The organism is Paenibacillus nasutitermitis (assembly GCF_014641075.1).
Lineage (GTDB): Bacteria > Bacillota > Bacilli > Paenibacillales > Paenibacillaceae > Paenibacillus_Z > Paenibacillus_Z nasutitermitis.
This window is the reverse complement of sequence record NZ_BMHP01000007.1, coordinates 195,405-220,307: the sequence shown is the minus strand read 5'-3', so window position 1 is coordinate 220,307 and position 24,903 is coordinate 195,405. Positions and strand designations below refer to the sequence as shown.

30 protein-coding genes are annotated in these 24,903 nt (G+C 49.0%); 5 read left to right on the top strand and 25 right to left on the bottom strand.

What is annotated here, in order from left to right:
• Positions 1–41: 41 nt before the first annotated feature.
• Positions 42–1,094, bottom strand: a complete 1,053-nt coding sequence (locus IEY46_RS30820; RefSeq protein ID WP_188998580.1) for a CobW family GTP-binding protein — start codon at positions 1,092–1,094, stop codon at positions 42–44.
• 183 nt (positions 1,095–1,277) lie between these two features.
• Between IEY46_RS30820 and IEY46_RS30815 the strand changes: the two genes are divergently transcribed.
• Genes IEY46_RS30815 through IEY46_RS30805 form a run of 3 tightly spaced genes read left to right on the top strand, consistent with a single transcriptional unit; the run spans position 1,278 to position 4,934 of the window.
• Complete coding sequence (locus IEY46_RS30815; protein ID WP_229750656.1) at positions 1,278–2,714, top strand: spore germination protein; 1,437 nt, start codon at positions 1,278–1,280, stop codon at positions 2,712–2,714.
• A gap of 22 nt (positions 2,715–2,736) precedes the next feature.
• Positions 2,737–3,816 (top strand): GerAB/ArcD/ProY family transporter, encoded by a 1,080-nt coding sequence (locus IEY46_RS30810; protein WP_188998573.1) that lies wholly within the window; start codon positions 2,737–2,739, stop codon positions 3,814–3,816.
• Complete coding sequence (locus IEY46_RS30805) at positions 3,813–4,934, top strand: Ger(x)C family spore germination protein (protein ID WP_188998570.1); 1,122 nt, start codon at positions 3,813–3,815, stop codon at positions 4,932–4,934. The genes IEY46_RS30810 and IEY46_RS30805 overlap by 4 nt, the downstream gene beginning before the upstream one ends.
• Before the next feature lie 42 nt (positions 4,935–4,976).
• Here IEY46_RS30805 and IEY46_RS30800 read toward each other — a convergent pair whose 3' ends face one another.
• On the bottom strand, positions 4,977–5,165 hold the full coding sequence (locus IEY46_RS30800; RefSeq protein ID WP_188998567.1) for a hypothetical protein: 189 nt from the start codon (positions 5,163–5,165) through the stop codon (positions 4,977–4,979).
• A gap of 167 nt (positions 5,166–5,332) precedes the next feature.
• Between IEY46_RS30800 and IEY46_RS30795 the strand changes: the two genes are divergently transcribed.
• A complete protein-coding gene (locus IEY46_RS30795; protein ID WP_188998565.1) occupies positions 5,333–5,506 on the top strand; it encodes a hypothetical protein in 174 nt (57 codons plus the stop codon).
• 105 nt (positions 5,507–5,611) lie between these two features.
• Here the strand turns inward: IEY46_RS30795 and IEY46_RS30790 are convergent, their stop codons facing one another.
• The 5 genes from IEY46_RS30790 to IEY46_RS30770 are packed head-to-tail and all read right to left on the bottom strand — an operon-like array spanning position 5,612 to position 7,590.
• Positions 5,612–6,382, bottom strand: a complete 771-nt coding sequence (locus tag IEY46_RS30790) for a DUF1906 domain-containing protein (RefSeq protein WP_188998562.1) — start codon at positions 6,380–6,382, stop codon at positions 5,612–5,614.
• A gap of 5 nt (positions 6,383–6,387) precedes the next feature.
• Positions 6,388–6,741 (bottom strand): phage holin, encoded by a 354-nt coding sequence (locus IEY46_RS30785; protein ID WP_188998559.1) that lies wholly within the window; start codon positions 6,739–6,741, stop codon positions 6,388–6,390.
• Between the two features lie 2 nt (positions 6,742–6,743).
• Positions 6,744–7,118 (bottom strand): hypothetical protein, encoded by a 375-nt coding sequence (locus IEY46_RS30780; protein ID WP_229750655.1) that lies wholly within the window; start codon positions 7,116–7,118, stop codon positions 6,744–6,746.
• Complete coding sequence (locus IEY46_RS30775; protein ID WP_188998554.1) at positions 7,115–7,303, bottom strand: hypothetical protein; 189 nt, start codon at positions 7,301–7,303, stop codon at positions 7,115–7,117. Before IEY46_RS30775 ends, IEY46_RS30780 begins: the two co-directional genes overlap by 4 nt.
• Positions 7,304–7,308: 5 nt before the next feature.
• Complete coding sequence (locus tag IEY46_RS30770) at positions 7,309–7,590, bottom strand: hypothetical protein (RefSeq protein WP_188998551.1); 282 nt, start codon at positions 7,588–7,590, stop codon at positions 7,309–7,311.
• 297 nt (positions 7,591–7,887) lie between these two features.
• Here IEY46_RS30770 and IEY46_RS36615 point away from each other — a divergent pair, with 297 nt between their 5' ends.
• Entirely contained in the window at positions 7,888–7,977 is a 90-nt protein-coding gene (locus tag IEY46_RS36615; RefSeq protein WP_229750654.1) for a putative holin-like toxin, read from the top strand.
• A gap of 447 nt (positions 7,978–8,424) precedes the next feature.
• On the opposite strand, the gene IEY46_RS30765 is transcribed toward IEY46_RS36615, so the two are convergent.
• The 18 genes from IEY46_RS30765 to IEY46_RS30680 form a co-directional block, all read right to left on the bottom strand.
• Entirely contained in the window at positions 8,425–8,739 is a 315-nt protein-coding gene (locus IEY46_RS30765) for a hypothetical protein (protein WP_188998549.1), read from the bottom strand.
• A 15-nt stretch (positions 8,740–8,754) separates the two neighbouring features.
• Positions 8,755–10,026 carry a hypothetical protein gene (locus IEY46_RS30760; RefSeq protein ID WP_188998546.1) on the bottom strand — a complete coding sequence of 424 codons (1,272 nt, stop codon included), beginning with the start codon at positions 10,024–10,026 and terminating at the stop codon, positions 8,755–8,757.
• Between the two features lie 4 nt (positions 10,027–10,030).
• Entirely contained in the window at positions 10,031–10,315 is a 285-nt protein-coding gene (locus IEY46_RS30755; protein WP_188998543.1) for a ketopantoate hydroxymethyltransferase, read from the bottom strand.
• Positions 10,312–10,899 carry a putative phage tail protein gene (locus tag IEY46_RS30750; RefSeq protein WP_188998540.1) on the bottom strand — a complete coding sequence of 196 codons (588 nt, stop codon included), beginning with the start codon at positions 10,897–10,899 and terminating at the stop codon, positions 10,312–10,314. The genes IEY46_RS30755 and IEY46_RS30750 overlap by 4 nt, the downstream gene beginning before the upstream one ends.
• On the bottom strand, positions 10,892–11,965 hold the full coding sequence (locus IEY46_RS30745; RefSeq protein WP_188998537.1) for a baseplate J/gp47 family protein: 1,074 nt from the start codon (positions 11,963–11,965) through the stop codon (positions 10,892–10,894). The genes IEY46_RS30750 and IEY46_RS30745 overlap by 8 nt, the downstream gene beginning before the upstream one ends.
• Positions 11,958–12,365, bottom strand: a complete 408-nt coding sequence (locus tag IEY46_RS30740) for a DUF2634 domain-containing protein (protein WP_188998535.1) — start codon at positions 12,363–12,365, stop codon at positions 11,958–11,960. Before IEY46_RS30740 ends, IEY46_RS30745 begins: the two co-directional genes overlap by 8 nt.
• On the bottom strand, positions 12,362–12,664 hold the full coding sequence (locus tag IEY46_RS30735) for a DUF2577 domain-containing protein (protein WP_188998532.1): 303 nt from the start codon (positions 12,662–12,664) through the stop codon (positions 12,362–12,364). Before IEY46_RS30735 ends, IEY46_RS30740 begins: the two co-directional genes overlap by 4 nt.
• The gene (locus tag IEY46_RS30730; RefSeq protein WP_188998529.1) at positions 12,664–13,635 is read right to left on the bottom strand and encodes an XkdQ/YqbQ family protein; all 972 of its coding nucleotides are present in this window, start codon (positions 13,633–13,635) and stop codon (positions 12,664–12,666) included. The genes IEY46_RS30735 and IEY46_RS30730 overlap by 1 nt, the downstream gene beginning before the upstream one ends.
• Positions 13,628–14,344, bottom strand: coding sequence for a LysM peptidoglycan-binding domain-containing protein (locus IEY46_RS30725; protein ID WP_188998526.1), 717 nt, complete (start codon positions 14,342–14,344; stop codon positions 13,628–13,630). Before IEY46_RS30725 ends, IEY46_RS30730 begins: the two co-directional genes overlap by 8 nt.
• On the bottom strand, positions 14,341–16,188 hold the full coding sequence (locus tag IEY46_RS30720) for a phage tail family protein (RefSeq protein WP_188998523.1): 1,848 nt from the start codon (positions 16,186–16,188) through the stop codon (positions 14,341–14,343). Before IEY46_RS30720 ends, IEY46_RS30725 begins: the two co-directional genes overlap by 4 nt.
• A gap of 225 nt (positions 16,189–16,413) precedes the next feature.
• Positions 16,414–16,836 carry a phage tail assembly chaperone gene (locus IEY46_RS30715; RefSeq protein WP_188998520.1) on the bottom strand — a complete coding sequence of 141 codons (423 nt, stop codon included), beginning with the start codon at positions 16,834–16,836 and terminating at the stop codon, positions 16,414–16,416.
• Between the two features lie 38 nt (positions 16,837–16,874).
• Positions 16,875–17,339: a phage tail tube protein gene (locus tag IEY46_RS30710; RefSeq protein WP_188998517.1), complete on the bottom strand. Its 465-nt coding sequence runs from the start codon at positions 17,337–17,339 to the stop codon at positions 16,875–16,877.
• Positions 17,340–17,354: 15 nt separating this feature from the next.
• Complete coding sequence (locus IEY46_RS30705) at positions 17,355–18,671, bottom strand: phage tail sheath family protein (RefSeq protein ID WP_188998514.1); 1,317 nt, start codon at positions 18,669–18,671, stop codon at positions 17,355–17,357.
• Between the two features lies 1 nt (position 18,672).
• On the bottom strand, positions 18,673–18,864 hold the full coding sequence (locus IEY46_RS30700; protein WP_188998649.1) for a hypothetical protein: 192 nt from the start codon (positions 18,862–18,864) through the stop codon (positions 18,673–18,675).
• Positions 18,865–19,293: a phage tail terminator family protein gene (locus IEY46_RS30695; protein WP_188998511.1), complete on the bottom strand. Its 429-nt coding sequence runs from the start codon at positions 19,291–19,293 to the stop codon at positions 18,865–18,867.
• Positions 19,294–19,713: 420 nt separating this feature from the next.
• A complete protein-coding gene (locus IEY46_RS30690) occupies positions 19,714–23,382 on the bottom strand; it encodes a Calx-beta domain-containing protein (protein WP_229750664.1) in 3,669 nt (1,222 codons plus the stop codon).
• A 285-nt stretch (positions 23,383–23,667) separates the two neighbouring features.
• A complete protein-coding gene (locus IEY46_RS30685; protein ID WP_188998506.1) occupies positions 23,668–24,006 on the bottom strand; it encodes a YmaF family protein in 339 nt (112 codons plus the stop codon).
• Positions 24,007–24,168: 162 nt separating this feature from the next.
• The gene (locus IEY46_RS30680; protein WP_188998503.1) at positions 24,169–24,813 is read right to left on the bottom strand and encodes a DUF1492 domain-containing protein; all 645 of its coding nucleotides are present in this window, start codon (positions 24,811–24,813) and stop codon (positions 24,169–24,171) included.
• Positions 24,814–24,903: the final 90 nt, after the last annotated feature.

Genomic DNA, 24,903 nt, shown 5'->3' with positions numbered 1-24,903 from the left:
ACTTCAAGGAGTCGTAGTCAACTTTTCCCATTAACAGTACTTTAAGGGGCAATCCCGGTCGAGCCTGTACCTTCGTGAAGCCGGACAAGATCTTGAACGAGTGCATCCTTGGCAAAATGCTCTCCGATGAACACCGCGACATCATTGACCTTCCCCTGCGGCGTAATACGTGTGAATTCAAGCTCGCGATACGCATATTGGAACAGGAACCGGCTGTTTGTGTCCGAGAACGTAACAATCCCTTTCGCCCGGTAAACGTCATCCGGAAGCCTGGATATAAGCGACTCAAAATCGTAGCTGTTCACAGGACCGTCAAAGTAATACGTCAATGCCATCACATGGCTATGCGAAATCCCCATGTCTGTGGTCTGTTCGTCATGCGGATGGTGATGGCCTTCCTGGCTGCAGTTAGCCCCGCAAACATGGCTCTCGTGCAGCTGCCTGGCATCTGTGCCTGCTTGCCGCCCGGGAGAAGGATCGAACATATTCAATTCCACCATACACCGGACTGTGATCGTCAGCGGAGCGTAACTGTTCAGCTCCCTGATCAGCTGCTGCACTTCGATAAGCTCGTCGGGACCCAGCTTGTCCGCCTTGTTCATAATCAGGTCGGTCGCACAGCGGATCTGATCCTGCATCAGCCTGTAGGTTCTGCCGCCGCGGCGGCTGCGACTCAGCAGTTCCGGCCCGTCAACCACCGTCGCAATGGTCTGCAATTCGACCCGAATGTAAAGAGCTGCCTCCGTCACCGCATCGATAATTTCCATTGGATTAGCCGCTCCCGTTGACTCAATCAGCACCACATCGGGCTGATGCTCCTCGATCAACATTTTCAGCTCCAGACCCAGGTCTCCCCGGATCGTACAGCATATACAGCCACCGAGCATCTCGGCCATCGGTACATCGTCGTCGACGAACTGTCCATCCAGATTGACATCTCCAAGCTCGTTCATGATAACGGCCACTTTCACATCGGCCGCTTTATAATAATCGATCACCCGGTTGAGCAGGGTTGTTTTGCCGCTGCCCAAGAATCCGGAAATCAGATGAATCGGCACCCTAGCGGATGGCTGCTTCTGTAATTGCTCCGTCATGACCCTCGTCCTTTCTCTTTCATCCTATCCAAATTATATCGTAATCGTTAAGCCTCTAACAGGCTTTTCCTTTCAGTGGGGGCATAAGGGATACCTGTATGGCGGTCTGGCCGAGAGAATAATCGACCGAGTTTGAGAGAAGTATAAGGAAGGTTTCGTTACTTCCTTCCAAGGAGGTCCATGATGGGGACTGCTTCAACCACTCAAGATCCGCCGTCACTTGCACGGACGCTCGAAGATTTGCATAACTGCATAGAGGTCATACATCGTACATTCCCGGGCAACGAGGAGCTGCATGCCGTCTATTTCTCCAACCTGGTCGATATGGAGAGACTTCACCATGATCTCATCGTGCCGCTCTCACAGGCCGATAACGCTCAATTGGCAGCGCTTCTCCAACAGGGGGGCGGCTTGCTGCAGAACGCCGATGATCACACAAAATGCATTGATGGCATTCTGGATGGACAAGCGGCAGTCTTTTACCGCAATCAAGCTTATCTGATCGATCTGCTGAAGACAATCGGAAGGAATATCGAGCAGTCCGGGACCGAGACCGTAATGGCCGGTCCACATGACGGATTCGTCGAAAATATCACGGAGAATCTGAGTGTCATCCGCAGGAGGATTCGCAGCGCGCAATTGAAAACCATTTCGCTCCATGTGGGTGAAATCACAAAGACCCAGGTTATTGTAGCCTATATTGAAGGAATAGCCCAAGACGAGCTGATTCAGAAGCTTGTCGAACGGATCAAGGATATCGAAATCGATGCCGTATTCGACACCAATATGCTTGTGCAGATGATCGATGACAATCCCAATTCCGTCTTTCCTCAATTTATGACAACCGAGCGTCCGGATGCGATCTGTTCCAAGCTCACAGCGGGACGGGTTGTTTGTCTGGTTGACGGCTCTCCTTCAGCGTTCAGCTGCCCTTCTTCGTTCTTTGAATTTTTCACTTCGCCTGATGATTATTACCAGCGGTGGCTGTTGGGGAGCGCCCTGAGGCTGCTGAGGATCATCGGATTTGTCGTGACGATTGTATTTACGGCATTCTATGTATCCCTAACGACCTTCCATTATGAGATGATCCCGCATACGATGCTGCTCAATCTGACTCAATCACGCAGCCGGGTCCCTTTTCCGCCGCTGTATGAAGCGCTGCTGATGGAAATCACCATCGAGCTGCTGCGCGAGGCGGGTGCGCGGCTTCCCACCAAGATCGGGCAAACAATCGGCATCGTCGGCGGTATCGTGATCGGACAGGCGGCTGTCCAAGCCGGATTCACCAGCAATATTCTCATTATTGCCGTGGCTTCATCCGCTATCGCCTCTTTCGTTATCCCCAGCTACATTATGAGCGCATCCATCCGCCTGGTCCGGTTCGGATTGATCATTCTGGCTGGTGTACTGGGCAATTTCGGCCTGGCCATCGGCATTTGCTGGATCGTCATACATCTGAGCGGCATCACGAATTTAGGCGCCTCCTATTTATCGCCGGTAGCTCCTCTGTCTGGGAAGGAATGGCTCGACACCTTTATACGCGGACCTTTCTCTACCCTTCGCAGGCGCCCATCCCTGGTGCGCTCACCCAACCCGAACAAAAATAAAATGCGAAAGTAGTGCTTTGCCCTTGAAGGAAAAATTGAATTGGTTTCATATTGCCATTCTCATTTACATGATCGAGCTTGATGTCAGCATGTTCAGCATGCCCCGGCTTGTTGCCGAAAATATCGGAACCAACGGATGGATCGGGGTTATGCTGCTGTCTCTTGTCGCGGCCTTCAATATCTGGCTGATTCAACTGGTTTACCGGGCAAGCCGGGGGCGGTCCGCATTCGAGATTGTCGAGCGGTCGGTTCCCCGCTTTCTATGGATTCCCGTCTATCTTCTGCTTGCTTTTCTTTGGATAGCCCTTGGAGGTTTAATCGTGAAGAAGTATGTCCTGATTTTTCAAATGCTTTCTTTCCCTACAACAAATCCATTGCTTCTTTATGGAGTTATCGTGCTCTTGATGTTTTATCTGTTGTCCAAAGGGATTTACAATATCGGGAAAGCAAGCACGATTTTCTTCATTTTTACCATTGTGCTAATCTTCTTCATCTTCTATTTTTTCTCCGACTGGCGGGCAATACGCTTTACAAATTTTATTTTTCAAGGAACCACTGCGGGCAATCCCGTCTTCAAATGGCTCCAAGTATTCCCCATTTTTATCGGCTACGAGCTGGCCCTCTTGTTATTCCCATTTGCGAGCAAACAAAGCAAGCTGATGAAAGGGGTTTATATAGGTCATTTCTTCCATACATTTACGATCCTGCTGATGATTGCCACCTGCTTCGGCTTTTTCAGCTTTGAGCAATTGAAGTCGCTTATGTACCCCGTTATCAATTTGTTGTCCTATATCGAGCTCCCCTTTATCAACCGGGTTGAAAATCTGATCTACACGATTTTTCTTTTCGCTAATCTTATCTCTATCGTCTTATATGCATGGGCGGCACTCTTATGTCTGAGGCGTATCTTTCCAGGAGTACGGTCAAGGCTTCTGGAACTGGTATTGACGGTCCTATTATTCGGATTCGGATTCATCCCCCTTATTTCCAGGGAAGCGGATGAATGGCTCAACACAGTCTTTTATAGCGAGATTACGCTCTCCTTTGCGGCTCCGCTTGTATTACTGGTGCTGTTGGCCTGGCAAAACCGTTTCCGCAAGGAGGAACTAACGTGAGAAAAAAAGCTATACTCTGCCTTGCACTTTGCTGCTGCACAGCAGGCTGCAGAGACGAGAAGATTATTGAGCAGCTGGGTTTTATACGTACCATCGCCTTCGATACCGGAAGCACGAATAAAAATGGCAAGCAGCTCCGCGTTACCATAAGCATACCGAAAGCCGAGCCGCCAAAAGAAAGCATCGTTCTGACATCTGAGGCCGCAACGAGCAAGGAAGCGAGGAGCACTTTTGCCCGGGAGAATAACCGGCAGGTCGTAAGCGGGCAGCTGCAGACCGTGCTTTTTGGCGAGGTTTTGTCACAAAAGGGATTGTGGCAGCATGTTGACACCCTGATCCGCGATCCAGCGATCGGCAACAAAGTCAGCCTGGCCGTTGTTGAAGGAGATGCAAACCAACTGCTCCAGAGAGAATATGCCCAATATCCGTCTACCGGCGATTACATCGAAAATCTGATCCGTTCCGCGTACCGCACGAACGAAATTCCTTATTCGAATTTATACACCTTTACGCGGGACTATTTTGACAAAGGGATAGATCCCATAACACCCCTTGTGAGAGCTTATAAAAATGCGATCCGGATAAGCGGATTGGCCTTGTTTCGGGAAGACCGTTATGTGGGGAAAATTGAATCCCGGAATTCGCTGCTCTTTGCTTCTCTGATCGGACCCGTGAAGGCCGGAGACCTGTCGATACCCGTGCCTGACGGGGATGGGGAAGGGAGCGATATAGTGTTTATGAGCTTTATTTCCAGCAAAAGAAAAGTGACGGTTAACGCGGTTCATCCGATCAAAAGCGGTTCCGACCTCTCCGTAACGATAAAGCTGAAGATCCGCGGTTCCCTTCTGGAATACTCGGGCAAACAAAATGTGCAGGATTCGAAGGTTCAGAGAAAATTAGAAACCCAGATGAATGCTTATCTCGAGAAAGAAGCGTTGACCATGATTAAGAATATGCAGCTGCTGGGTGCAGATTCCATGGGGATCGGCCAATACGCCCGAAATAAAATGGGCTACGCCCAGTGGAAAGAAGTAGATTGGCACGCTTTTTACTCCCAAACCCCTATCAAGGTCGTCGTCGATATGAAAATCAAGGATGTTGGAAAAGTGCAGGAATGATCTGCACCGTTCACCAGGCAAACAAAAAAGACCCGCTTATTGTTATTGGCGGGCCTTTGCAGCAAGAGAGTTTGTTTTTTTCCATTGAGCGATGGCGCTGCTTACTTCCTGATCACGCAACTTGTCGTTCGGTCCGGGCACGGTTGGGGCGACCTCATAGACATCGAAACGATGATCGATAGTTCCCATGAGTCGGCGTCCGGAATTTTTCACATCCTTGTTTCTGTGCATTGAAATCCACCACCTTTATGTTAAGTATACCTCAAATGCATATGTCTGACGTCACCAATTTGCATGGGTGTAATGGTGACGGGAACACGCTGACCGGTTTTATCATCCTCGCACCTAAAAACTATGATATACTCCCTTTTAGAATATCTTGCAGGAGGTTTGCTGAATTGAAAATTTATGTGATCCTCTCGTTTAACGAAGACGGGATGGAAAATGTATATGCAGGTACGGACGAAGAAAAAGCTTTGTCCTTAAAGCCTGACGACTTTGATAATTGTGATGCTCTATTTGTGGAAATTTGGGAAGATGGGGAGAAAACGGACGATTATCGCCTGGAATAATGCAAGCATGGTTAAGGGGAAGTGCGCGTTAAGGGCAGAATGAAAAAAGACGCTCCAGGCATGGCAAGATGCCTTGGAACGTCTTTTCTTTCGTTGCAGGCAGTATTAAGGAATCGGGATATCTGCCGCCCGGCGTATTTCATTGGCAAGACGGTGGATTTCCGCCCGGGCTTGCCGGTCGGTCGTCAGCTCGTAACTGGCGGCCAACAAGCGGATGATCGCTTGTGCATCCCTGGTTTCCATTTTATATTCCCGCTGGGCTAGAGGCGGCTTAACCGGCTGTTCGGATATCCGCGTATTCCACCAGCCTTCTTTCCCAAAGGATTCATTAAGGTCCAATTTCACCCCGGCTACGCTGGTGTCATTCTGGTACTGATAGATGTTGGCATGTTGACTTTTTTTCCCGCGGCTCCAGGCATAGGTCTGCCAAAAGTGGGAACAGGCCTGACGCTTTGCCATCTCCTCAATGACGGCATAGGAGCCATACACGCCTGTATGGTAGTCCAGCAATTGAGCTGAAGCAGCTCTCAGATAGTGTTCGATCACCTCGTAATCCTGCTGGCCCGCATCGTAATCGACCGCAAAATAGATCGCACTCCCTTTCGGCTGCCCGATCAGCTTGGCCTCCCTCAAGGCGGCCAGGCCGTCTGACTTGCCATGAGCTGCGCCTCCTGCAGGACGATTGGCGCTGGTTTCATAGACGGATACAATTTGCATGCCAGCGGATGTGATAGCCTCCGCTTCAGCGCGGTTCAGCCTCTTCCAGGACAGCCGCTCCGGGACAAGGTACCGGGCGGCGAAGACGAATCCCGCACCGGCCAGCACTTTCGCATTCGATGCGCTCAAGGGAATCGCACAATCGAGACCTTTTGCCATGGAGATCACCTGCTTTCCTGGGGTTGGCCCGTGTTGTAATCCAATACGGCCTTCTCGATTGCGGCGCGGATCGTTTCCGAAGAGACTTCAATACCAAGTTTGCCTATACGACTCGTGATGTAGTCAAAAGCAGCTTCGAGCTTCTGGGGACCGCCGCTTTCGATATAAGTGGCTTCAGCCAGCGCCGCTGCTTCTTTGGCGAGCTTATCCAGCAGGTCGCGTTGACCGGATGTCGTATGGATATCCAGCCATACATTCAGCTTCCGGTGCAGCTTCGCGATGATGCCGAGCAGGAAAGCAGCCAGCAGGCCGACAAGGGCCTGTAAGATCATAAGGACATACGGTTGTAGATGGGCCATGTTCAGTCATCCTTTCGTTTTCGTATCTTTTTGAAATGAATAAAGGCATCATAACGTTTCTTGTAGGTTTGGATGGACAGCAGAAGCAGCCCCAAGGCGGCCGCCAGTTGAGCGGTCAACCAAGCCGCCTTCTGAAGCTCCTCCAGTACCTCGTTGATGATTCCGAGCAATTCCGTTAGAGATATCCACAACATAATGCCCATCGACAGGGCGTAGGAGAATAAAAAAAAGAGCATAGCCAGCAAAAATGCGCTGACAACGCCCGATTTGATACGTTCCTTCAAATAGGTGATTTGTGAGACAAGCATAAACAAAGCCGATAGGGCAGAGAAGGTATATAATGCGAGCAGGGTCCAGTCCATGAAGCGGGACATCATCCTTCCCCCTCCTTCTCGTAAATCAGATATTTGGCGAAATTGTTGTTTCTGACGATCTCCTGCAGCTCCTGTGATAGATGGCAGTAGCGGTGGATGGACAAGGATACGCTGATGGAAGCGTTTTGGAGATCGTCCCGTTTGTCCCGGATGCGGGGAAGAAACCATTCCAACCATTTTAAAGGCATATGGATCATCCTCCCCTGTTATCAGGGGCATCTTTCTTAATTGTTTTGAACCATTCAATCATCGGCGCCATCACACCCTCGCGTTCTTTATCCAAAATCTCCTGCAGCCTGTCGCGATCCTCTTCCGCCCTGTCCAGCAAATGACGTGGAACCAAGTCACCACGGATCAGCATCCGGACGATATACAGCACCACAATGAGCAGGACAAGAGCCAGGATCAGCGAAAGACCATACTTTTCCGCCAGCTGGGCAAGCTTTTCAATGGATGATAATTGTTCCGGATCCATCCTGGTGACTCCTCCTTTTGATAGAAAGTTTTGGCCCCGTATAAACAGAGCCTCAAAGAATGATTACTTGATTAGGTTGATGAAGTCGTCATCGTCCCATTCCTGCTGCCTGATTGGCGATTGTTAGGATAGATATGAGTTTTGTGTTGGCCCCCAATGCCTCGCACCGCCATACGGCCATTGTTTTCCCACCTAAATGAACATAAGAAAAACCTTACCTAATAGGAAAGGTTTGGTTTATACTAAATGAGTACAATAACCGCTCGGGTCGTTCCTCTCCTTAAGGGGGTGGAACGTATGAAGATGAAAGATGTTCTCATGCTGCTCTTTGCGGCGGGAACTTTCCTTCTGGTCCTTCTGTCGTTTATCGCCAATCAGTTACGTTAATCGTGATTTGTAGGTAATAACACTGAAGGGACCCCTCGGTTAGCCGCCACAGGGTCCCTTCTTCAACATTTTATGGAGGGGCACGCCCTCGCGGTTCGTACACTGGAGGCTGTTAGCGCAGCCTCCTTTTGTTATCTTAAGCATATCATACACGTTTTAGACGTTCAAGAATCATTTAAATCGTTCAAACTCGCTTTGAATTAGGCACGGATGGCGTGACCACCTGAATTTGTCTCGTTGTTACCAACCATGTAGTTATAGCGCCATAAAATCCGTGCTCTAAAAGTTTCTACATGGGATCGCCTCGTAAGTAAGATATTCCACAAACTATCATAGTTTGTCAGGGCTCGACTATGGCCGATTTGTAGGGCTCCGGTATGTCAATCAATGAAATTCGATCCATGCTAAGCAGGAACCGATAGAGCCTAAGCTTGCGTTCGTCCATCTCTACACCTCCAGTTGCAGGCTTGCAAGATCTGCCACAAGCTGCTTGATCTCTGCAATTTCATCCGGGAGCGATTTTGGCGCCGCCGGCCGCGCCGCCCATTCTTCGTCGAGTTCCTGTTGTGAACGTTCTACTATCTCATCGCCCACAAGTTTTAGAATATACTGGCCAAGCTCGTTTGTGATGACTGGATTAAAATGCCGGCCGCCTGTCTCAAAAAAATGATCACTTGCCTGAGACGGTTCGAAGGCGTTAGAAAACGCATGAGTGACGAAACCCGCCGCATCCAGCCGGTAATAATGATTATATTCGTTCACGTCTGTTCACCTCCATTATAGTTCGGCATCAGCAGTCCAGTGACCGTAAATCTCGCTCGCCGCTGTTATGTTTATCGCATTCATTGAAATAAGATTGACTCCTGTTGTAGATGTATAATTTGTTCCCAACACCACATCCCCATAATTAATCGCCCACCATCTTCCAAGTTGGCCCTGATCGTTATAAAAAGAAATTGTAGGCACAACTCTCTTATCAACTTTGAACTTAATTTGACTGCCAAGCATCAACCTCGCTCCTGCTATATAATTCGCTGCGTTTAGGGTTGTTATATGAAGACCTAATCCAGTATAAAATGCTGGGGTTACATTCTCAGGATAGCTTTTTTCATAATACCTCTGACACAACGCCAACTCTTCGCCAAAACTGCGAGGCTGAAACGGCAGAGCGGTATCTCCGGCGTTGACTTGGACTTGTGCGATATCTATGTCTCCAGAGCCAACGAATGTTTCGGCCGTGCCACTACCAAATAATATTGTTGCATTGGCGGAGCCCCACATATAATAGATGCCAATTTGAAAATAATTATCGTTATTTGAGCCCAGTGTTTTACCCTGTAAGGTATTAGTATTTATGACAACAGTGTATTTGGTCCAAACAGGGCTTAAAGCTAGGATTTTACCTTGTATTTGCTCGTTTGCTGACGGAGAACCACCAGTGCCGTATCGCTGAGCACATGATACTCCTATTTTTTTCCCGCTGATACTTGACCTAGCCCAAAAAGATAAAGTCAACTTTTTGCCGGTTCCGCATAAATATTTTGTTGCGTTTTCGATACGTTGGCAAATGCAATACGATGCAGTAGCTCCAAATCCACTTCCGGAACCGTTAGGGCTGACTCGGTAGGCATAATGGGAACCTGGCAGCTCCGGTTGAGTCAAAACCAACTGCGAATTTATTAAAACAGGAAATGTGCCTCCATCAGCTGTCCCTGCCACAAGAAAGCGATCCGACAAAAAAGACGGAAGCACCGGATTAGTTATTCGCGTCCCCCTCTGCCACACATCAAAATTACCGTTAATCAATGCTTGCCTCTGAATCCCCATCATAATCGCATTGTCCACCGTATCCTTACGCGCCACATCGTCCGAATCCACAGGTGCTCCAACTTTAAACCGCCCATTCGAGTCGCGAATGGGCAGCCGGTTAGCTATTGCTGCAGATGTCGATTCTGCAAGCTTGGTTGTATTCGCGTTCAGTTCCGTGCCGAGCGTGTTCATATCCGCCTCGGTCACGATATCATCATATTGCCAGTTTGTTTTTGCCATCTTACTAAACCTCCTGAATATTAATAGTTTGAAGAAACAGCGCGTCAGCGGTCACGGGGATATTCACATCATTGCTGCTGATGATACGATTTGAGGCATCCTTGAGTTCAATCCTGGTTATGGCGGCAACCGATCCATTCGGCACTTTATACCGAAGGGAAACCGTACTGCCAATGATGGATTTGACCTCAAAGCTTGTTATCGTAAACGTTTCATTAAGAACGATCTTGGCAATGCGCGCCTCTATATATCCTGCTATATCAGATATAAAGCTTGTAGCAATTGTCATTTTATAACCACCTCCGGTTCCAGATTAGCAAATGCGGCAGCACCCAATCGCCATGTTGTATTGAGGCGTGTACGACGGTCAAATTTGCGCATAACAATGTGCTCCTGCAGCCCGATTTGATCATATACAGATGTTTGCTGTTCATAGATCATATTTGCCGGCAGGATCGTACGAACGGTGTATTCCACTTCCTTAAAAAGGGCTGAGTTTTCTAAGGCGGTTGCTACTCTCAGCGTGTGTGCCGCCACATCCCGGGTCACCAGTGTTTTGCCAGCCCCCACAAGGTAATCAAGACGTTCCTGCAGATAAAGGATTGTGAAAGGCGGTTTAGTCGAATACCGATTGACGATACGCTTACGTCGAAAATCAAATGACTCTATAGCAGGGTCTGCCTTGATACCCAGCATAGTTTCTCTACGCTTTAAAGCGTCTGCACCCGATGTCAGAACAAATTGATCATTGAATAATTGCTCAATCGCAAAGCTGGCAAGCTGAAGCTCAGCCTCCTCAGTAACAGCAAGCTCCATGAAATCCTTAACTCCAAGATAGTATTCCGGCCAGTTTGAAGAAATCGGATTAGGCATGCACGACCACCGTCCCAAACTCCGGGATCTCCTCAACCGCCAGAAGGACATTCGAAGCCGCACCGTTAAGTTTGGTTGCCTGAACGTCATTGATTCCGGATATGTTCAAGATGCGGGCATCAATTTGAGCTATACGAACGACTAGCTGCGTTTGATTCGCCCAATCTTGACGCAGCTCCAAGAAATACGTTTCAAGAACTGTTTCAACATCTGATTTCACCTGTGCCACGGTTACATTTGCTGCGAGCGTGACCGTTGTTTCAATATTTATCGTTCTGCCCTGCGCACCTGTAACCGTTACGACATGGTCAATAGGAGCCGAACCATATCCTTGCCCTGCAACCGGATCGACAATTTGCTGCACATTGGAAATAAGCGTTTCCGTCGGCTCGCTCCAATCCGCCGCAATAATCGTCGCCTTCACCGTTCCCCTGCCGTTCCAGACGGGGAATATTTTGGTCCCGCCGACACCGTCTAGCGCGTTGATTTTCTGCTTGTAATCGGCAATATTGCCGCCGAAGGCCGGTTCATTCACCGCTTCATAATAACGCTGCCGAAGCACCTCATCCGATTCCTCGTCTTCGCCGGGAACGAGGACATCTGCAAGCTCCGCCCGCACCAGTCCCTGCACGTAATCAATCGGCAGCAGAACGCCGAACTTCTGATTGCCTGCCGATCCCGCCGTCTCACTCTCCATCCGATAAATGCCCGCTTCCATTCGAGCTGTGGCAATCATCACGAGATTATCGATGGAGAACCGGCTGCCCAAGGACACCTCAACCGGCATATCGGCGTTTCCATAAAACATTCCTTTGCGCACCGCTTTAGTCGCCGGCTTGCGATTGACGCCAAACTCGGTTGTACGCCTGCTCAAATATTCGCCCGCCGCCGTATCCGCGAACGACAGGCTGTAATTGAGGTCCAGCTCCATATACATTTGTGCCAGCTCCGCCGCAGCGGGCGCACAGGCATCATAAATAATCGAACCCTCCCGCTTGTCGATGGAATCCGATACCCGCCCGAGCATCCGGCTCAAAATCGAATCAAATGTGATATGCTCATACACCGGCTGTCACCTCCCTTGTAAATTCAAATGCTCCGGTATCCGTCACGACTGTAAAAACAGCCGTTATCGCATCCCCGGTTACCTCAACCTTCAAATCCGTGATTCTGCGGATACGTTCATCCTGCAGCAGCGCTTCATCAAGCATTCTTCTGACCTGAGCTTCCACGAACAGCGGATTGGTCCCGATCAAGGACTCCAGCTCATGCCCATAATCGAAGCTATATATCTCATGCCGGTAACGCACCGTCTGCAAAATCTTAAACACCGCCTGCTTCACAGCGTCCTGTCCGTCAACCTTCCCCGACACGCGCCTTCTATCCAAATCCAGCTTGTACGTATTCGATGGCTGGATTACTTCGTCCAGCTGTTCATTGTTGATTTGACCTCCAAGCGGAATCATCCCCCCACCACCTTGTCCAAAATAACGTAACGGTTGCCGCCTTGTACACGCACCATCAGCACCCGGTCGCCTGCTTCAAGACCTTTCCGAATCACATACGTTTCGGCGCCAATTACAAGCTCATAACGCTGCACATTTTCCGTAAGGATCAAAAAATCCGCTGTGAGTGTAAAACGTTGGTCAACGTTTACCTCAAGCGGACTGGCCTGAATGACTTTACCGTATAAAATATGGACCGGGCTGCCCGACTCGACCACATTCCCGGCCGCCGATTTGATCACATCCAGTAAACTTCCCATTAATCCACCACCTTCAAATCTAGGCTCATGATATGCTGCGCCCCGTCGAATTTATGCTGGCACTCATCCACCAGATAAGGTTGATTGACCCCCATTTCATGAATGACAATACTGACATAGGAGCCTGCGCGAATCCTTAGATCCCCGATCGCGTCCACTTTCAAGGTCTTCGACTCCCTGTTCCTCAGCAGGAGCAGCTGATCCTGCATTTCCATAATTTGCGCGTCGTTCATTTTGTCATCAACCGACTGGTAAAGCAGCAGCAAGCCCCACTGGGCGATGGTATCGCTCCGCTGCGCGACGAAAATATCCCGCATCCCGGTCTCCTTATTGTCGCGATACAGCTTGATTTTGTTATACGTATCGCTGTCTATGGACCGTTTGGCGGAATAATCGTACATGAGGCTTTCCTCGCCAATCCAGAAGGGAACGCGCAGATTCTTGACATTGCGGAGCGACAAGGATCCGAAATCATCAAACAGCACAAAATTTCCGTAGCCGTTAATCAAGGTATAATCCAGCGCTTTGCAGATGATATCCAGCAGCTTAACATTGTCCTCCAGCATGGTCGGAATTTTGTAGCCGGTATCGTCGACGTCTCCCAGCGTTAATTGATAATCGCCGGCGATTTTGCGGAGCACTTCCGATGCCGTTTTGTTGGCAAAGCTATACATCGCTTTCCCCGTCAAATAACGGATCTGATCGTAGCAGAGGAGCTTCACATTCTCATCTCTACCGGAATTGATTGAAAAAATATAGCCGTAAAAGACGTTCTGGTTATCCTTGCGGAACCGGATAATATCCCCGTTGTTAAAAGCGAACTTCGAATCCTGCCACACGCTGTTCTTGATCAGCGTCAAATCTAGTGTGCCGGGCTTGCCGATCCGGCTCGTCTTCCAGGTGATGTCCGCAACAATATCGGAAATATTCCAGATGGTCCCCCGTTTGTCATCCATCAGCACCTCAAGCATGGGCAGCAGCTCCTTGCGGAATTTTGAGCACCATGCCAATCGGCAGCTTCTTCAACTGCGCATTTGCTATGCCGTTCAGCTTCTGAATTTCTCCCCAACGCTCCCCGCTGCCCAACAGCAGCTTAGCCACCTTCCACAGCGAATCTCCTGCTTTAAGCGTATAGATTGCGGGTGGAAGCTGGTCATTGGCCCGCGCCGGCTCCGGTTTCTTCGTCCCTTTATCGTCAACCTTCACCTTCTGTGCGGCATAGAATTCATATTTCTTGAGCGTGATGCTGTATTCGATATCTCCTCCGCTCCCGGCGACCTCCTTCCAGTCGAATTTCTCAATGCTGGCTGGCGTATTCAAGTTGAATGAGTCGCCCATGAATTCGAAGCGGATCGGGCGCTTGCTTCTCATCCAATTGAGGATATACTCAATATATATTTTGGGCTCCATCAGCGTGTTTGAAGTCACCAGCGGATCATGATCGACATAACCCCCAATAAGATTTTTTCGGCCGGATACCCGTTTGCCCGGATTCGGAAAAAATCCGCTGAAGGAATATTCCGGCAGCTGCGGATTCTGAATGACGTTGATCTCGCCTATTCCCATCACATCGTAGGTTTTCCCGTTGCCGCCCTCGCGGAGCTCAATCTCGCCGGGATTAATGGGAAACTCGAAGTTCTCCTGGCCATTATTCCAGCTTAACCGTATGCCGTATTTCATCCGTACACCCCCTGTGCCGATGAGGCGATCTCGGTTTCAAGCGAGGTTTTGATCCGGCCGACGATGGCATCCACATCATAGCCGTTGTTGATATTGCCCGTGTGTGTCATATTGACGCTTGGCGTCAGCGACACGAAGTTCTGAATATTCTTCATCTCGGCCAGCTCCCGCATCATCTTCAAATCCTCGCCTTTGATATCCACGGTATCGTTGACCTTGCCAACCTCTTCAACCTTGCCGATGTCCGGCAAGTCCCCTCCGGCGGCCGGAAAAGCTGGTGATACAGGCATTCCGGGTGTCACGGGCATTTGAGGTGTCAGAGTATCCATGCCCGGTAGGCCGCCAAGGCCTTTGTTTGGATCATCCAACGGTTGAACCGGAGACACAGCACCTCCCATTCCCCCAGACTCTCCGAACGGATTAAAATTACCTATCATATCCCCGGCATTGTTAAAACCACTAACTGCTGCATCGTAACCTGAATTAAATGAATCTTTTGCATCTTTATATTGCATTTTTTTATCTGAGTAATCATATACACCCTTGTCACTTACTGGTTTATCCCTCTCAAATTGCTCTTTTACATATGAGATCGTATCACTAACTGCATTAGAGAATCCCCCACTAATTATTTCTATATTTTTCCCTCCAAACAATCCAGAAATTAAGTTCCAAGCTCGTATGAACCCATTAACCAGTCCAGTAAACATATCTTCAATTGTTTTTGCAATCGATGCTGACTGTTCAAGAATGCCTATCAGCATGTCGTAAAATATTTTTTTAAAAGCATATGCAGGATGAATAAATAAATTTTTGAGAAACTCTGCAAAAGAAACAAATAAATTCCACATACTTGCTACTCTATTCTGTACAATAGCCCACAAGGAATAAAACAAACCCACTACAAAACCCACAACCTGATCAGTAGATACCCCCAAATAATTCAGGACAGTAATAAGAAGCCCTATTCCCGCTACAATTGCTAGCAAGGGCCATAACATAATGATTAAATCAACTAACATTGATGCAGCAATCACAGCAAATACAGCGCCGAGAACCAGCAGCATATTTTTAAATAAATCGAGATTCTCTATCACGAAACCGATAATGATCGAAGCAATATTCCCAAAAAATTCGAATCCCATATAGAGCGAAGTAAAAAAGGAATCAAATCTCCCATCTTTAAAAGCTTCATTCAGCATAGTAATCGCAGGCAGCAAAGCAATAATAGCTCCCATGCCTGCATTTGCTAATGAAGATTCCAAATTGACTCCCAGTGCTTCGACTTGTTTGGCGGGAGTGGCCAACATTTCCTCCAAACCTGACTTCCCCATGTCCTGAAGCTCCAGAAGCTTTTCGAACGAAGCTATAAAAGCGTCCATATTTCCTGTAGCTGCACTATCAACGATGCCGGAAGCTTGAATGACTTCGTCGCTCACCTGATATTTCTCGGTTAAAGCCCCTGTATCTCCGCCCATTACATCCTTGACCATCGACGAAGAGTTCGTCATGCCTCCCCCGCTGGGATCAAAAACAGATAAACGTGTCGCGATCTGCGTTAACTTCTCTGTTTGCTCTACATTTCCATTAAATAAAGAAAGGCCAGCCATCAAAGATTCATTAATATCCTGTCCTGCTGCACGCGCATCTTTCTTGATATGTTGAAACAAATCTTGTCCTTCATTGCCTAATTGAGCCTGAAAGGTCACCATCACTTTGGTCTGCTCCATAGCCCCGCCAATAGCCGTATTCACCATCCCTTCGATGTTCGAAAACTTGGCATACGGCTTAGCGACATCTCCAGCTTTTTTAAAATACTTTAGCGTATCCGCAATTGTCGGCACATCTCTTCCTCCCGCTTGCACAGCAAAACGCCCCTAATAGAGGCGTTTTACGATGCAATGTTTATTTCTTCCTCCGCTGCTTCTTCTCCGCTTCGATCCGAACGTCGATCATCGCAATGACCGCCGCCTTCTTCGTCATGCTCCATGCTGCAAAGTCCCACGGCAGGATGGAAAGTTCATGGAGGGCGTAATAGGCGTAGTTGGCTTCACCGTCGCCCTCCTTGATCAGTTTTTTACGTCTTCCACGAGCTCGTTGATGTCGCGGTCGAAACCGTTGACCTTCTGCACTTTTTGGACGAGCACCGCGTATTCGCCGGAAAGCAGCATTTTCTTGATCAACTGCTCCCCGCCAAGGACGCCATAGGATTTCTGCAGCTCGGCATTTTTCAAATCCGGGAAAACAATGCTCGCCACGACCAGCTTGGCCATATATTCCTCGGGACTCGTCTCCGGCACCTTCATCCCGTTCTTGCCTTTCACAAGGCGCGTGGCCGATCTGCGGATTTCCTCATTCTCCGCCTCCGACATCGAGCGGATTTTCCACGCCACCGGCGCGCCATCCTTGTCCTTGAAACGGTCCGATACGATGAAATCCTCCGACATTTCCGCTGCCGCGTTCTGGGCGAAAAATAAACTGAGTTCACTCATGAATGTCATTGCCTCCTCTTTATCTTTGAAAATAGCTGTTAAACGGTTGGATTGTTGAAAGCGGTCGACACCTCGACATCGTCGAAAGTGAACGCCACTTCTTCTTCAAGAGCATCATCCGAGGAAATATCGAACTTGGCCATAATGACGCTGTCCATGTTGCACTGCTTAAGCACAACGGTCTGCGACCCTACGGTCGACGCGGGATCCTCGTTCGTTACATGCAGATCGAAGTAGGTGTCAATGCCATCGGTAATATATTTCATCATCAGGCTGCGGAAAAAGCTGGTCATATAATAGATGGTCAGCGTTCCCGAACCGGTCCAGCCCGATGCCTTATGAGCGACTTGACGTTTGCCCAGAATCGGCACATCGGATTTGTTCTTTTCCACCGTAGCCTCCAGCGTCTTGGCATAAAATAATTCCTCCACCACGCCGTTCACCGTAATGTATGCACGAGCTGTTTTGCCATTAATCGTATCGCCTGCGTTTAAAAATGCCATAATGGATCGCGCCCCCTATTCTACTGTCACTTTGACATAAATTTTTTCGATGCTGTCGACCGGCGCCACATGCGCTTCAATCAAGACACTGTCGGATTCCGTGCCTGCCGTAACGGCAATATCCGTCTGCGAGTCGAAATTCTGAATCGCGTTGATATTTTGCAGCGTGTTCAAATAATTGACAACCTCGTTCTTGAGCAGATTGCGGCCATCCTGGTTATTGGTTACTTTACCGATAAAGAAGCTGCTGAAAATACGGATAAAATCATTGTTGATCGCATCAAGGACGCGAACCACCCGGTTCTTCGAGAAGGCTTTGCCTTTCTCCGGCGTGAAGCCCGTCAGCGTATTGATATCCTGCTCGACAACCGCCCGGTTGTCATTCGCCGTGAATACAAACTCGCCAGCTTGCAAGGCGGCAATAATTTGCGAATTGGTGTAGCGTGTGGCCACATCGACCGCCCCGTCATAAGCCGTATAAGTCAGAGATTCATTCACCTGGGCACCTGCAGTCGCTCCAGCTACCCAAGCTGTGCATTCGCCAGCCGTCAGCGTAGTGCCGTCATCCAGGACAACGCCATTCTTGACGCTGATGACTCCTTCATAATTGGCGACTGGATAATTCTCCACCACCACCTGGATTTTCTTGCCTTCATCCTCGCGCAGTCTCTTGGCGAAGGAGACGACGGTGCCTTTGAGCGCACTATCCCCGGAAGGCAGCGCCAGCGTATGGAAATCATGGATTTCGATGGCATTCAGATAATCCGCCACATCCTGGTTGGTCACCGTACCGTCGGCCCCGCCCGTAAGCGGAATGCCCGCCGATGCGCTCAGCGCCCCTGTCCCGCTGAACACGACCCAATCATTGGCCTTCAGTTCGCCGATATTGGCTGCGGATTGCTTGTCCGCTTCTTTGCCGGCCACAAGCGTGGTTACATCGAAGAGGGAGTTGTTATCCACATTTGCGGCTACGGTCACGGTGATATCATTGCCCCGGGCGCCTCCCCAGCGTGCGGTAACCGTCAGACCCTCATTCGTTTTGGCTGCCTTCGTGCCAGCATTCAGGCGGTACAGAAGCAGTGTTTTGGCCCGTTTGAGCGCTTCCCGGATCAATTTCATCTGTGGTTCTGTTGAACCGTAGCCTAGCTTCCCGGCCGTATCTTCTCCTGCTTCAATACGAATCACCTTCCCGGGTTCTCCCCATGACAGAGAGAGAGGCATCGTAACAATACCGCGTTCCCCCAAGGTTCCCACTGCTTTCGGTGCCGATTCGAGATTGACGTACACACCCGGTCGAACTTTATTTTGTGTTGTAAATGTTCCTGCTGCCATATTAACGTACCTCCTGTTTCATAAATTGGTTGATTCGCATGATTGCCTCTTCGATCGGATAATGGGCCGCATCTTCAAGGGTTGCGCTTAACACATCCCGCTCCAGCGGTGTAAAACGTGCCGATTTCAGCAGCTGCGCTTTTGAGAAGCTTATCTCCGCCGAATTCGGTTCGATTGTTAATTTGCTGCTCACTTATTTGGTCCCCTCCTTCACCTGCATGCTCTGCATCAGTGGTTCACGCGGTTGCTCCTTAATGACGGGGAACGTATAATCCACTGCGAAATGAAGCATATTTTCCACGACTTCATGCTTCATATTAGTACCATGATAGCGGGCCCCCTCGATGCCGATAAGCGCCAAATGCTCATACAAGCGCTCGGCAATATCACTGATCTCCCCGGCCGTGCCGCCAGCGGGCTTATATGCAATATCGAAGGTGTGCATCCGCCGGTAGCGATTATTCAGCTCCTGGGACTGTACAACCTTGGCCAGCTTCACGATTATGCAGGGCGGCTGCCCATCTCCCGCGCCGTCTTCCCCATAAATATCAATCTCAGGAAACAGCTCCTCAAGATGAGCTACAAGCCCTTCATAAATCCGATTGATCGTTACCAGAATCATCTTTCATTCTCCTCCCAACGGTTCTTTGGCCCGCTCACTCCTTTGATCCCCGTCTGTCTATCCTCGTTCTCATTCCGGTTGATCATCCTCCGTTCCCCTTCCTGGCTGACTTGCACTGCTGCCTAGTTTAAGGCCATCCGACAGGGCCTCTTCCGGTGATAAAGCCGCGTCGTTATTGGCTTTTCCGCTTCTTCCTGCTCGTTTTCTTCATTTGTTCATGCTATCATAATAACACGGTTTTACGAACGTTTGTTCCTATTTATGTCCTGCATTTGTCCACCTGCCCCTGGGACTTTCTCCATAGGAGAACGCGAGAAGCTTCATACAAAAAAAAAGCCAAGCCCCGTAGTATACGGAGCTTGACGTCTTGTAGAAATACTAATCTATTGCAAATCATCGGCTAGTATATAAGCTGGAGAATCAAAGCTTGTCTTTATCGTAAATCGTAATCTTGCGTTCCGAAGGCGTTCCAAGCTTAACTCCGCCTTCAGGATCCGACAGCTTTAATATAAAGGATTCGGGGTCTTCCGGCAGGGCATCATCCAGAATGTCAATATCAAAGGTTCTCGACATCTCGCCTTGTGCGAACGTCAGCGTTCCCGATATATCCGTATAATCCTCACCAGGTGTCGCTGACAGGGGAATAATCGAATAATGGACCTTTACAGGGCCGTCAAATCCGCCCTGCCTAAGTACCTTCATATGGATTGGCCCCGTCTCCTCAATTGCAAAGTAGGTTGGGGTATCAAAATAAAGCTTGCCATAATGATCGTTGCTCTTAATGGTCACGACAGTTGAAGATGCACCTGCCGTCAGTTTCGCTCCTCCAGTCGGATTGCTCAAAGTGACGGTAAACTGTTCGTCGCCTTCTTCATCATTATCGTTCAGGATTGGAACCGTAATCGTCTTGGTCCACTCTCCGGATGCAAAGGTTAAGGTTCCGGAAACCGATGTGTAGTCCTCTCCCGCAGCCGCCGTCCCATCGCTTGTCGTGTAATCGACCGTAACCGCACCACTACTGCCGTTGACGCGCGATACCTTGAGACTGATCGTCCCGTCGGTCTCGTTTATGCTCTGTATCGGTTCCACCTGCAAGGAGCCGGGCGGATTGCTGATGTTATCTTTGTCGTAAATCGTAATCAGCCGCTCGGAATACTTGCCCAGCTTCGCTCCGCCCGTCGGATCAGAAAGCTTCAGAATGAAGGTTTCGGGTCCTTCCGGCACATCATCATCGAGAATAACAATATCGAATGCTTTCTGGCTTGAATTAAAGATGAGCGTCCCCGACTTGTCGATATAATCCTCGCCAGGCACAGCGGTAACGGGAATAAGCGAATAGTGAACGGTTGGAGTGCCTTCGAATCCATTGCTCCGAATCACTTTCATACGAATCGGCCCCGACTCTTCCAGCGCGAGATAGGTTGGTGTCTCGAAACTAATGGTACCGCCAAGATCGTTGTCTTTGATGGTTACTTCTGTCTTCTCCGCACCGGCCACCAGGCCCGCCCCTCCGGTCGGATTGGTTAATGTAACATCGAATGTCTCGTTTTTTTCATAAATCGTATCATCGATGATCGGTATCGCTATGGTCTTGGCCACTTCACCTGGGCCAAATATCAACGTTCCGTTTGCGGCTTTGTAATCTTTGCCGGCGATAGCCGTTCTGTCGCTTGTCATATAGTCAACCGTAACGGTTCCTTCAGACCCGTCAGTGCGCGAGATATCAATGTTAAGTGTCCCTGCGGATTCGTCAACTAGCTGCGTTGCCGGAAGTTGGAATTTTCCTGCAGGTACAACATCGTCGTCGAGTATTTGCAGCGCCACAAAGTTGTTATAGATTCGTGCCCCTGCGCTGGGATTGCTGATCTTCAATCCGAACGACTCCGTCGGTTCATCCTGATTGTCATCGACGAGCGGGATGGTTACCTTCTTCACCATCTCACCAGGCGCAAAAACAAGCGTACCGCTGACGGGCTCGAAATCCGTCTCTTCCTCCGCGAAGCCCGCTCCACTTCCGTTACCCATCGCAGCATAATCAACGGTTACTTCCTGATCCCAGCCATAATCGTCAACACGGAGCACGCTTACAGTCAATTCTCCGTCATTCTCAGGAGCGGACGTAGGGCAAGTCTGGCCGAATTTCTTGCATTTGGCTGGATCGACTATCAACTCTCCTGGTGTCGCGTCAGGTCCATCATCCCTGATGGTTATCGTCAAGGTATCGTAATCACCCAGATGGTAACCATTTGTCGGGTTGCTTAGCTTAATGGTGAATGACTCATCAGGTTCCTTCACGTTGTCTCTCAGAATACGTAAAGGAATAGTCATCCAAACTTCTCCATTGTTCTTTAACGTCGCGGGTTCGAGGATGAAGTCTTCACCATTCTTTGCAGTACCATCGATTGCCGTATAATCGACTGAAAAGCCGCGGCCGCTATAATCAAACTTTATTCTAAAGTAATTAAGTTCTTCGTAGTCTTCCGAACCAAAAAATTCATCAATCGTCTTCTCCGGGGAATTAAATGAAACTTTGAGACCTTCAAATCCCTGATCGATAATCGTCACATTCGCTGTGTCAGCAGTACCTAGAGACGCGCCGCCTGTCGGATTGCTCAGCTTAACATGAAAGGTCTTGTCGGCGTTTGTGGTGTATACCGGAATCATTACTTTCTGCACCGTAATTCCGGCCGGGAAATAGACAGAATCAATAACGCTTCTGTATTCATGCCCGTCTCTGGCCGTTCCGTCGGAAGTGGCAACATCGACAGTGACAGGGTAATCACTGCCGCCTGACCTTTTTATCGTCACAGATATATTTCGTTCCGTTACATCATTATAGAGCTCAACGAATGGAGGTTCCGTAATCCTGTACTCAATCTGTTCAAATTCGATCAATCCTGCTCGCGGCTCGTCGTCATCGTCCATAATGGTGATGTCGAGACTGCTGGGATTGCCCAATGTGCCGCCCCCCTTCGGATTAATTAGTCGAATCGTGAACTGCTCATCACCCTCGATGTCACTATCGTCGGCAATAGGAATACTTAACAGCTGATCGCGCTCATTTTCACCAAAGTGCAGTGTACCTGTTACCGGTGTATAGTCGCTGCCTGCAGAGGCCGTTCCTGGAATGACCTCATAATCAACCGACACGCCCCCATATACGTTCGCCGTCACACTCTGGCGGCTGACCTTTACCTCGTATTGTCCTGCGGTTTCGTAAACGTCTGTTGCCTCTGGAACCAGTTTGAATTCACCACCAGAAGTCGCATTCCTGCTGACAACCTGAACCTTCATGGTTCCGATTGGCCCGATTGCAGCGCCGCCGTCCACCGCTGTTAGCACTAGCTGAAAGCTCCCATCCTGTAATTGCATAGAGTCGTCTTGATAAAAGTGAACAAATACCTTTTTCTCCGTCTCCCCCTCTGCAAATGTCACATCTCTGGTAACCAAATGGGCACCCGCGTTTCCATTGGCACTACTAATGGAAACCGTCGTTGCCCCTGACGCTCCCGGAGTACGCAGCACAGTAAATGTCTCTCCGTAGAATGCATTTTTTCCATATACGGTCTGCTCTGCCTGACTGAATTGCACTAGACCTGCTTCGGTCCGCTCGTCGTCAGTTATCGTTAGCTCCGTCGTTGAGATTATACCGAGCACTGCCCCGTTTGTCGGGTTGGAAAGTGTGATCGTCAAAGCCCTGCTGCCATCAAGCTTATAATTATTAATGGTACTGATAGAAAATGTTTTTATGCTCTTCCCAGGATCAAAGGTCAATGTTCCGCTGCCGGACAGCAAATAATAATCCTTTCCAGCAACGGCTGTGCCGTCCTTAATTTGATAATTAACCTGAACGCGCCCGGTTGTTCCTCCCGTCCGTCTTACTGCCACATCTATTCTGTCATTTTCGGACACTTGCTGGCTTGCGGCAGTAAAGCTCAGCTCGACCGGAGAAGTCGCGAAGGCAGCCTGTCCGAAGGCAGGCGCGAGCAGCGCAACCAGCATTACCGCTGCAAGCAGCGCAACCAGCATTACCGCTGCAAGCAGCGGGGCCAAACCTTTCCGGACGCGATAAATCATACTCTGAATCATCAACCAATCACCATCCTTGTTCAATTAGGTCCTGTAAAAGAAGGACGACATTTGATCCGCCCTTTTTACCGATACAAAATGTATCAACCATGATAATATAAGCTATTTTTCCAAATATAGTCAATGGTTCCACGGTTTCATTTGTCCCCTTCAACGGTACTTGGATAAATTAAGCAGGTTAGAACTGTACGGCACCTGCCTGCCATCAACCTTCATTCCTCCTTGTTAAATAGCATAAAAAAAAGCACCCGCTAAGGTGCTAACATCATTTTATATTTTTTAGGATCATACCAGTGGTTGTTGAATTAAAGTAGCGAAATTAAATTGATGTAAATGGCCATCATTTAGTGTAGTCATTCCTTTTACAAAATGGACATGTTTACCGTTGCCAACAGAAATTGCACGTCCGGTCCTGATTTTTTTGAGATTATGGAAGTGGTTTAAGAAATCAGTATGCGTTAGGTCTATTTCATGAATATGACTGTTGCCTACCGGGATTACTTGACCGGTAACACCTGCAAATCGATGATTATGTCGATCTGCGCCTTGTTCTGCTAATTTGGTGCTGCCTTCAAATTCATGCACATGGGTCTGTCTTCTTCTTGCAATTCTTGGTTTTTTCATAAGAAACACTCCTCTTCCGAAAAGTAAACTCCCATTATAGTATTTAATTGGGAAGGAAGTGTGTTACGGCATATGTCCTTATGTGCAAACGTACCTTCTTTGGATCCCGCTGCCGCCCCCCTGCACCCGGCTTGATGTCCCTGGCAAACTCCTTCTGCTGCATCAATGTGCCAGCATTCCCTGACCCCTTGCTCCTGTTATCGCCCCGTATTCTTCGATGGATTTGCGTCTCCAATTATAGAGCGTGGACCGGGAGACGCCCAGCTCGTCCATCATGGCCGCGGCATTCTTGTCTTCCATAAATTCCAGCCGCAGCAGTTGTGCATACTCCGGCTTGTATTCACCCAGCACCTCAATCGCCCATTCGATCTGCTTCTTCTCCTGCTCGATCTTCTGCAGCTCGCTGATTCGTTCGATCACATCGTCATAACCGCTTCGCACTCCCGATCTGGCTTCTATGACCTTTTCGATTTTGCCCTTCAGCTCACGAAGCAGCTTCTGGTCCTCCTCATCGGCGGGGCTGAGTCCGCTGACTTCTCTTAATTGACTGTGGGTCCCCGTTTTATACTGATTCAGATAAGCATGAGCCGTCGTTTCCAGCTTTTGTTCCCGCTTATTCAAGTACATATAGGAGGGCAACCCGCGCAGCTGCCGGTGAAGCTCCTGAAGCTGATCATCCTGGCGGAAGGAACTGATATAGATGCCGTTGCCTACCGGCTGCTTCTCCAGCACCTTGATTCTGGCGGTTAATCGTTTGTAGGACCGCAGTTGGTCAATCGCATTTTGCTCATTGTGCTTTTCATTCATATATAATCTCTCCTTTAATAAATAGAATGATAATTTATTTATCATAAATAACCGCAGCAGTGCATCTTTCACTAAACAAAGCGTTTGACT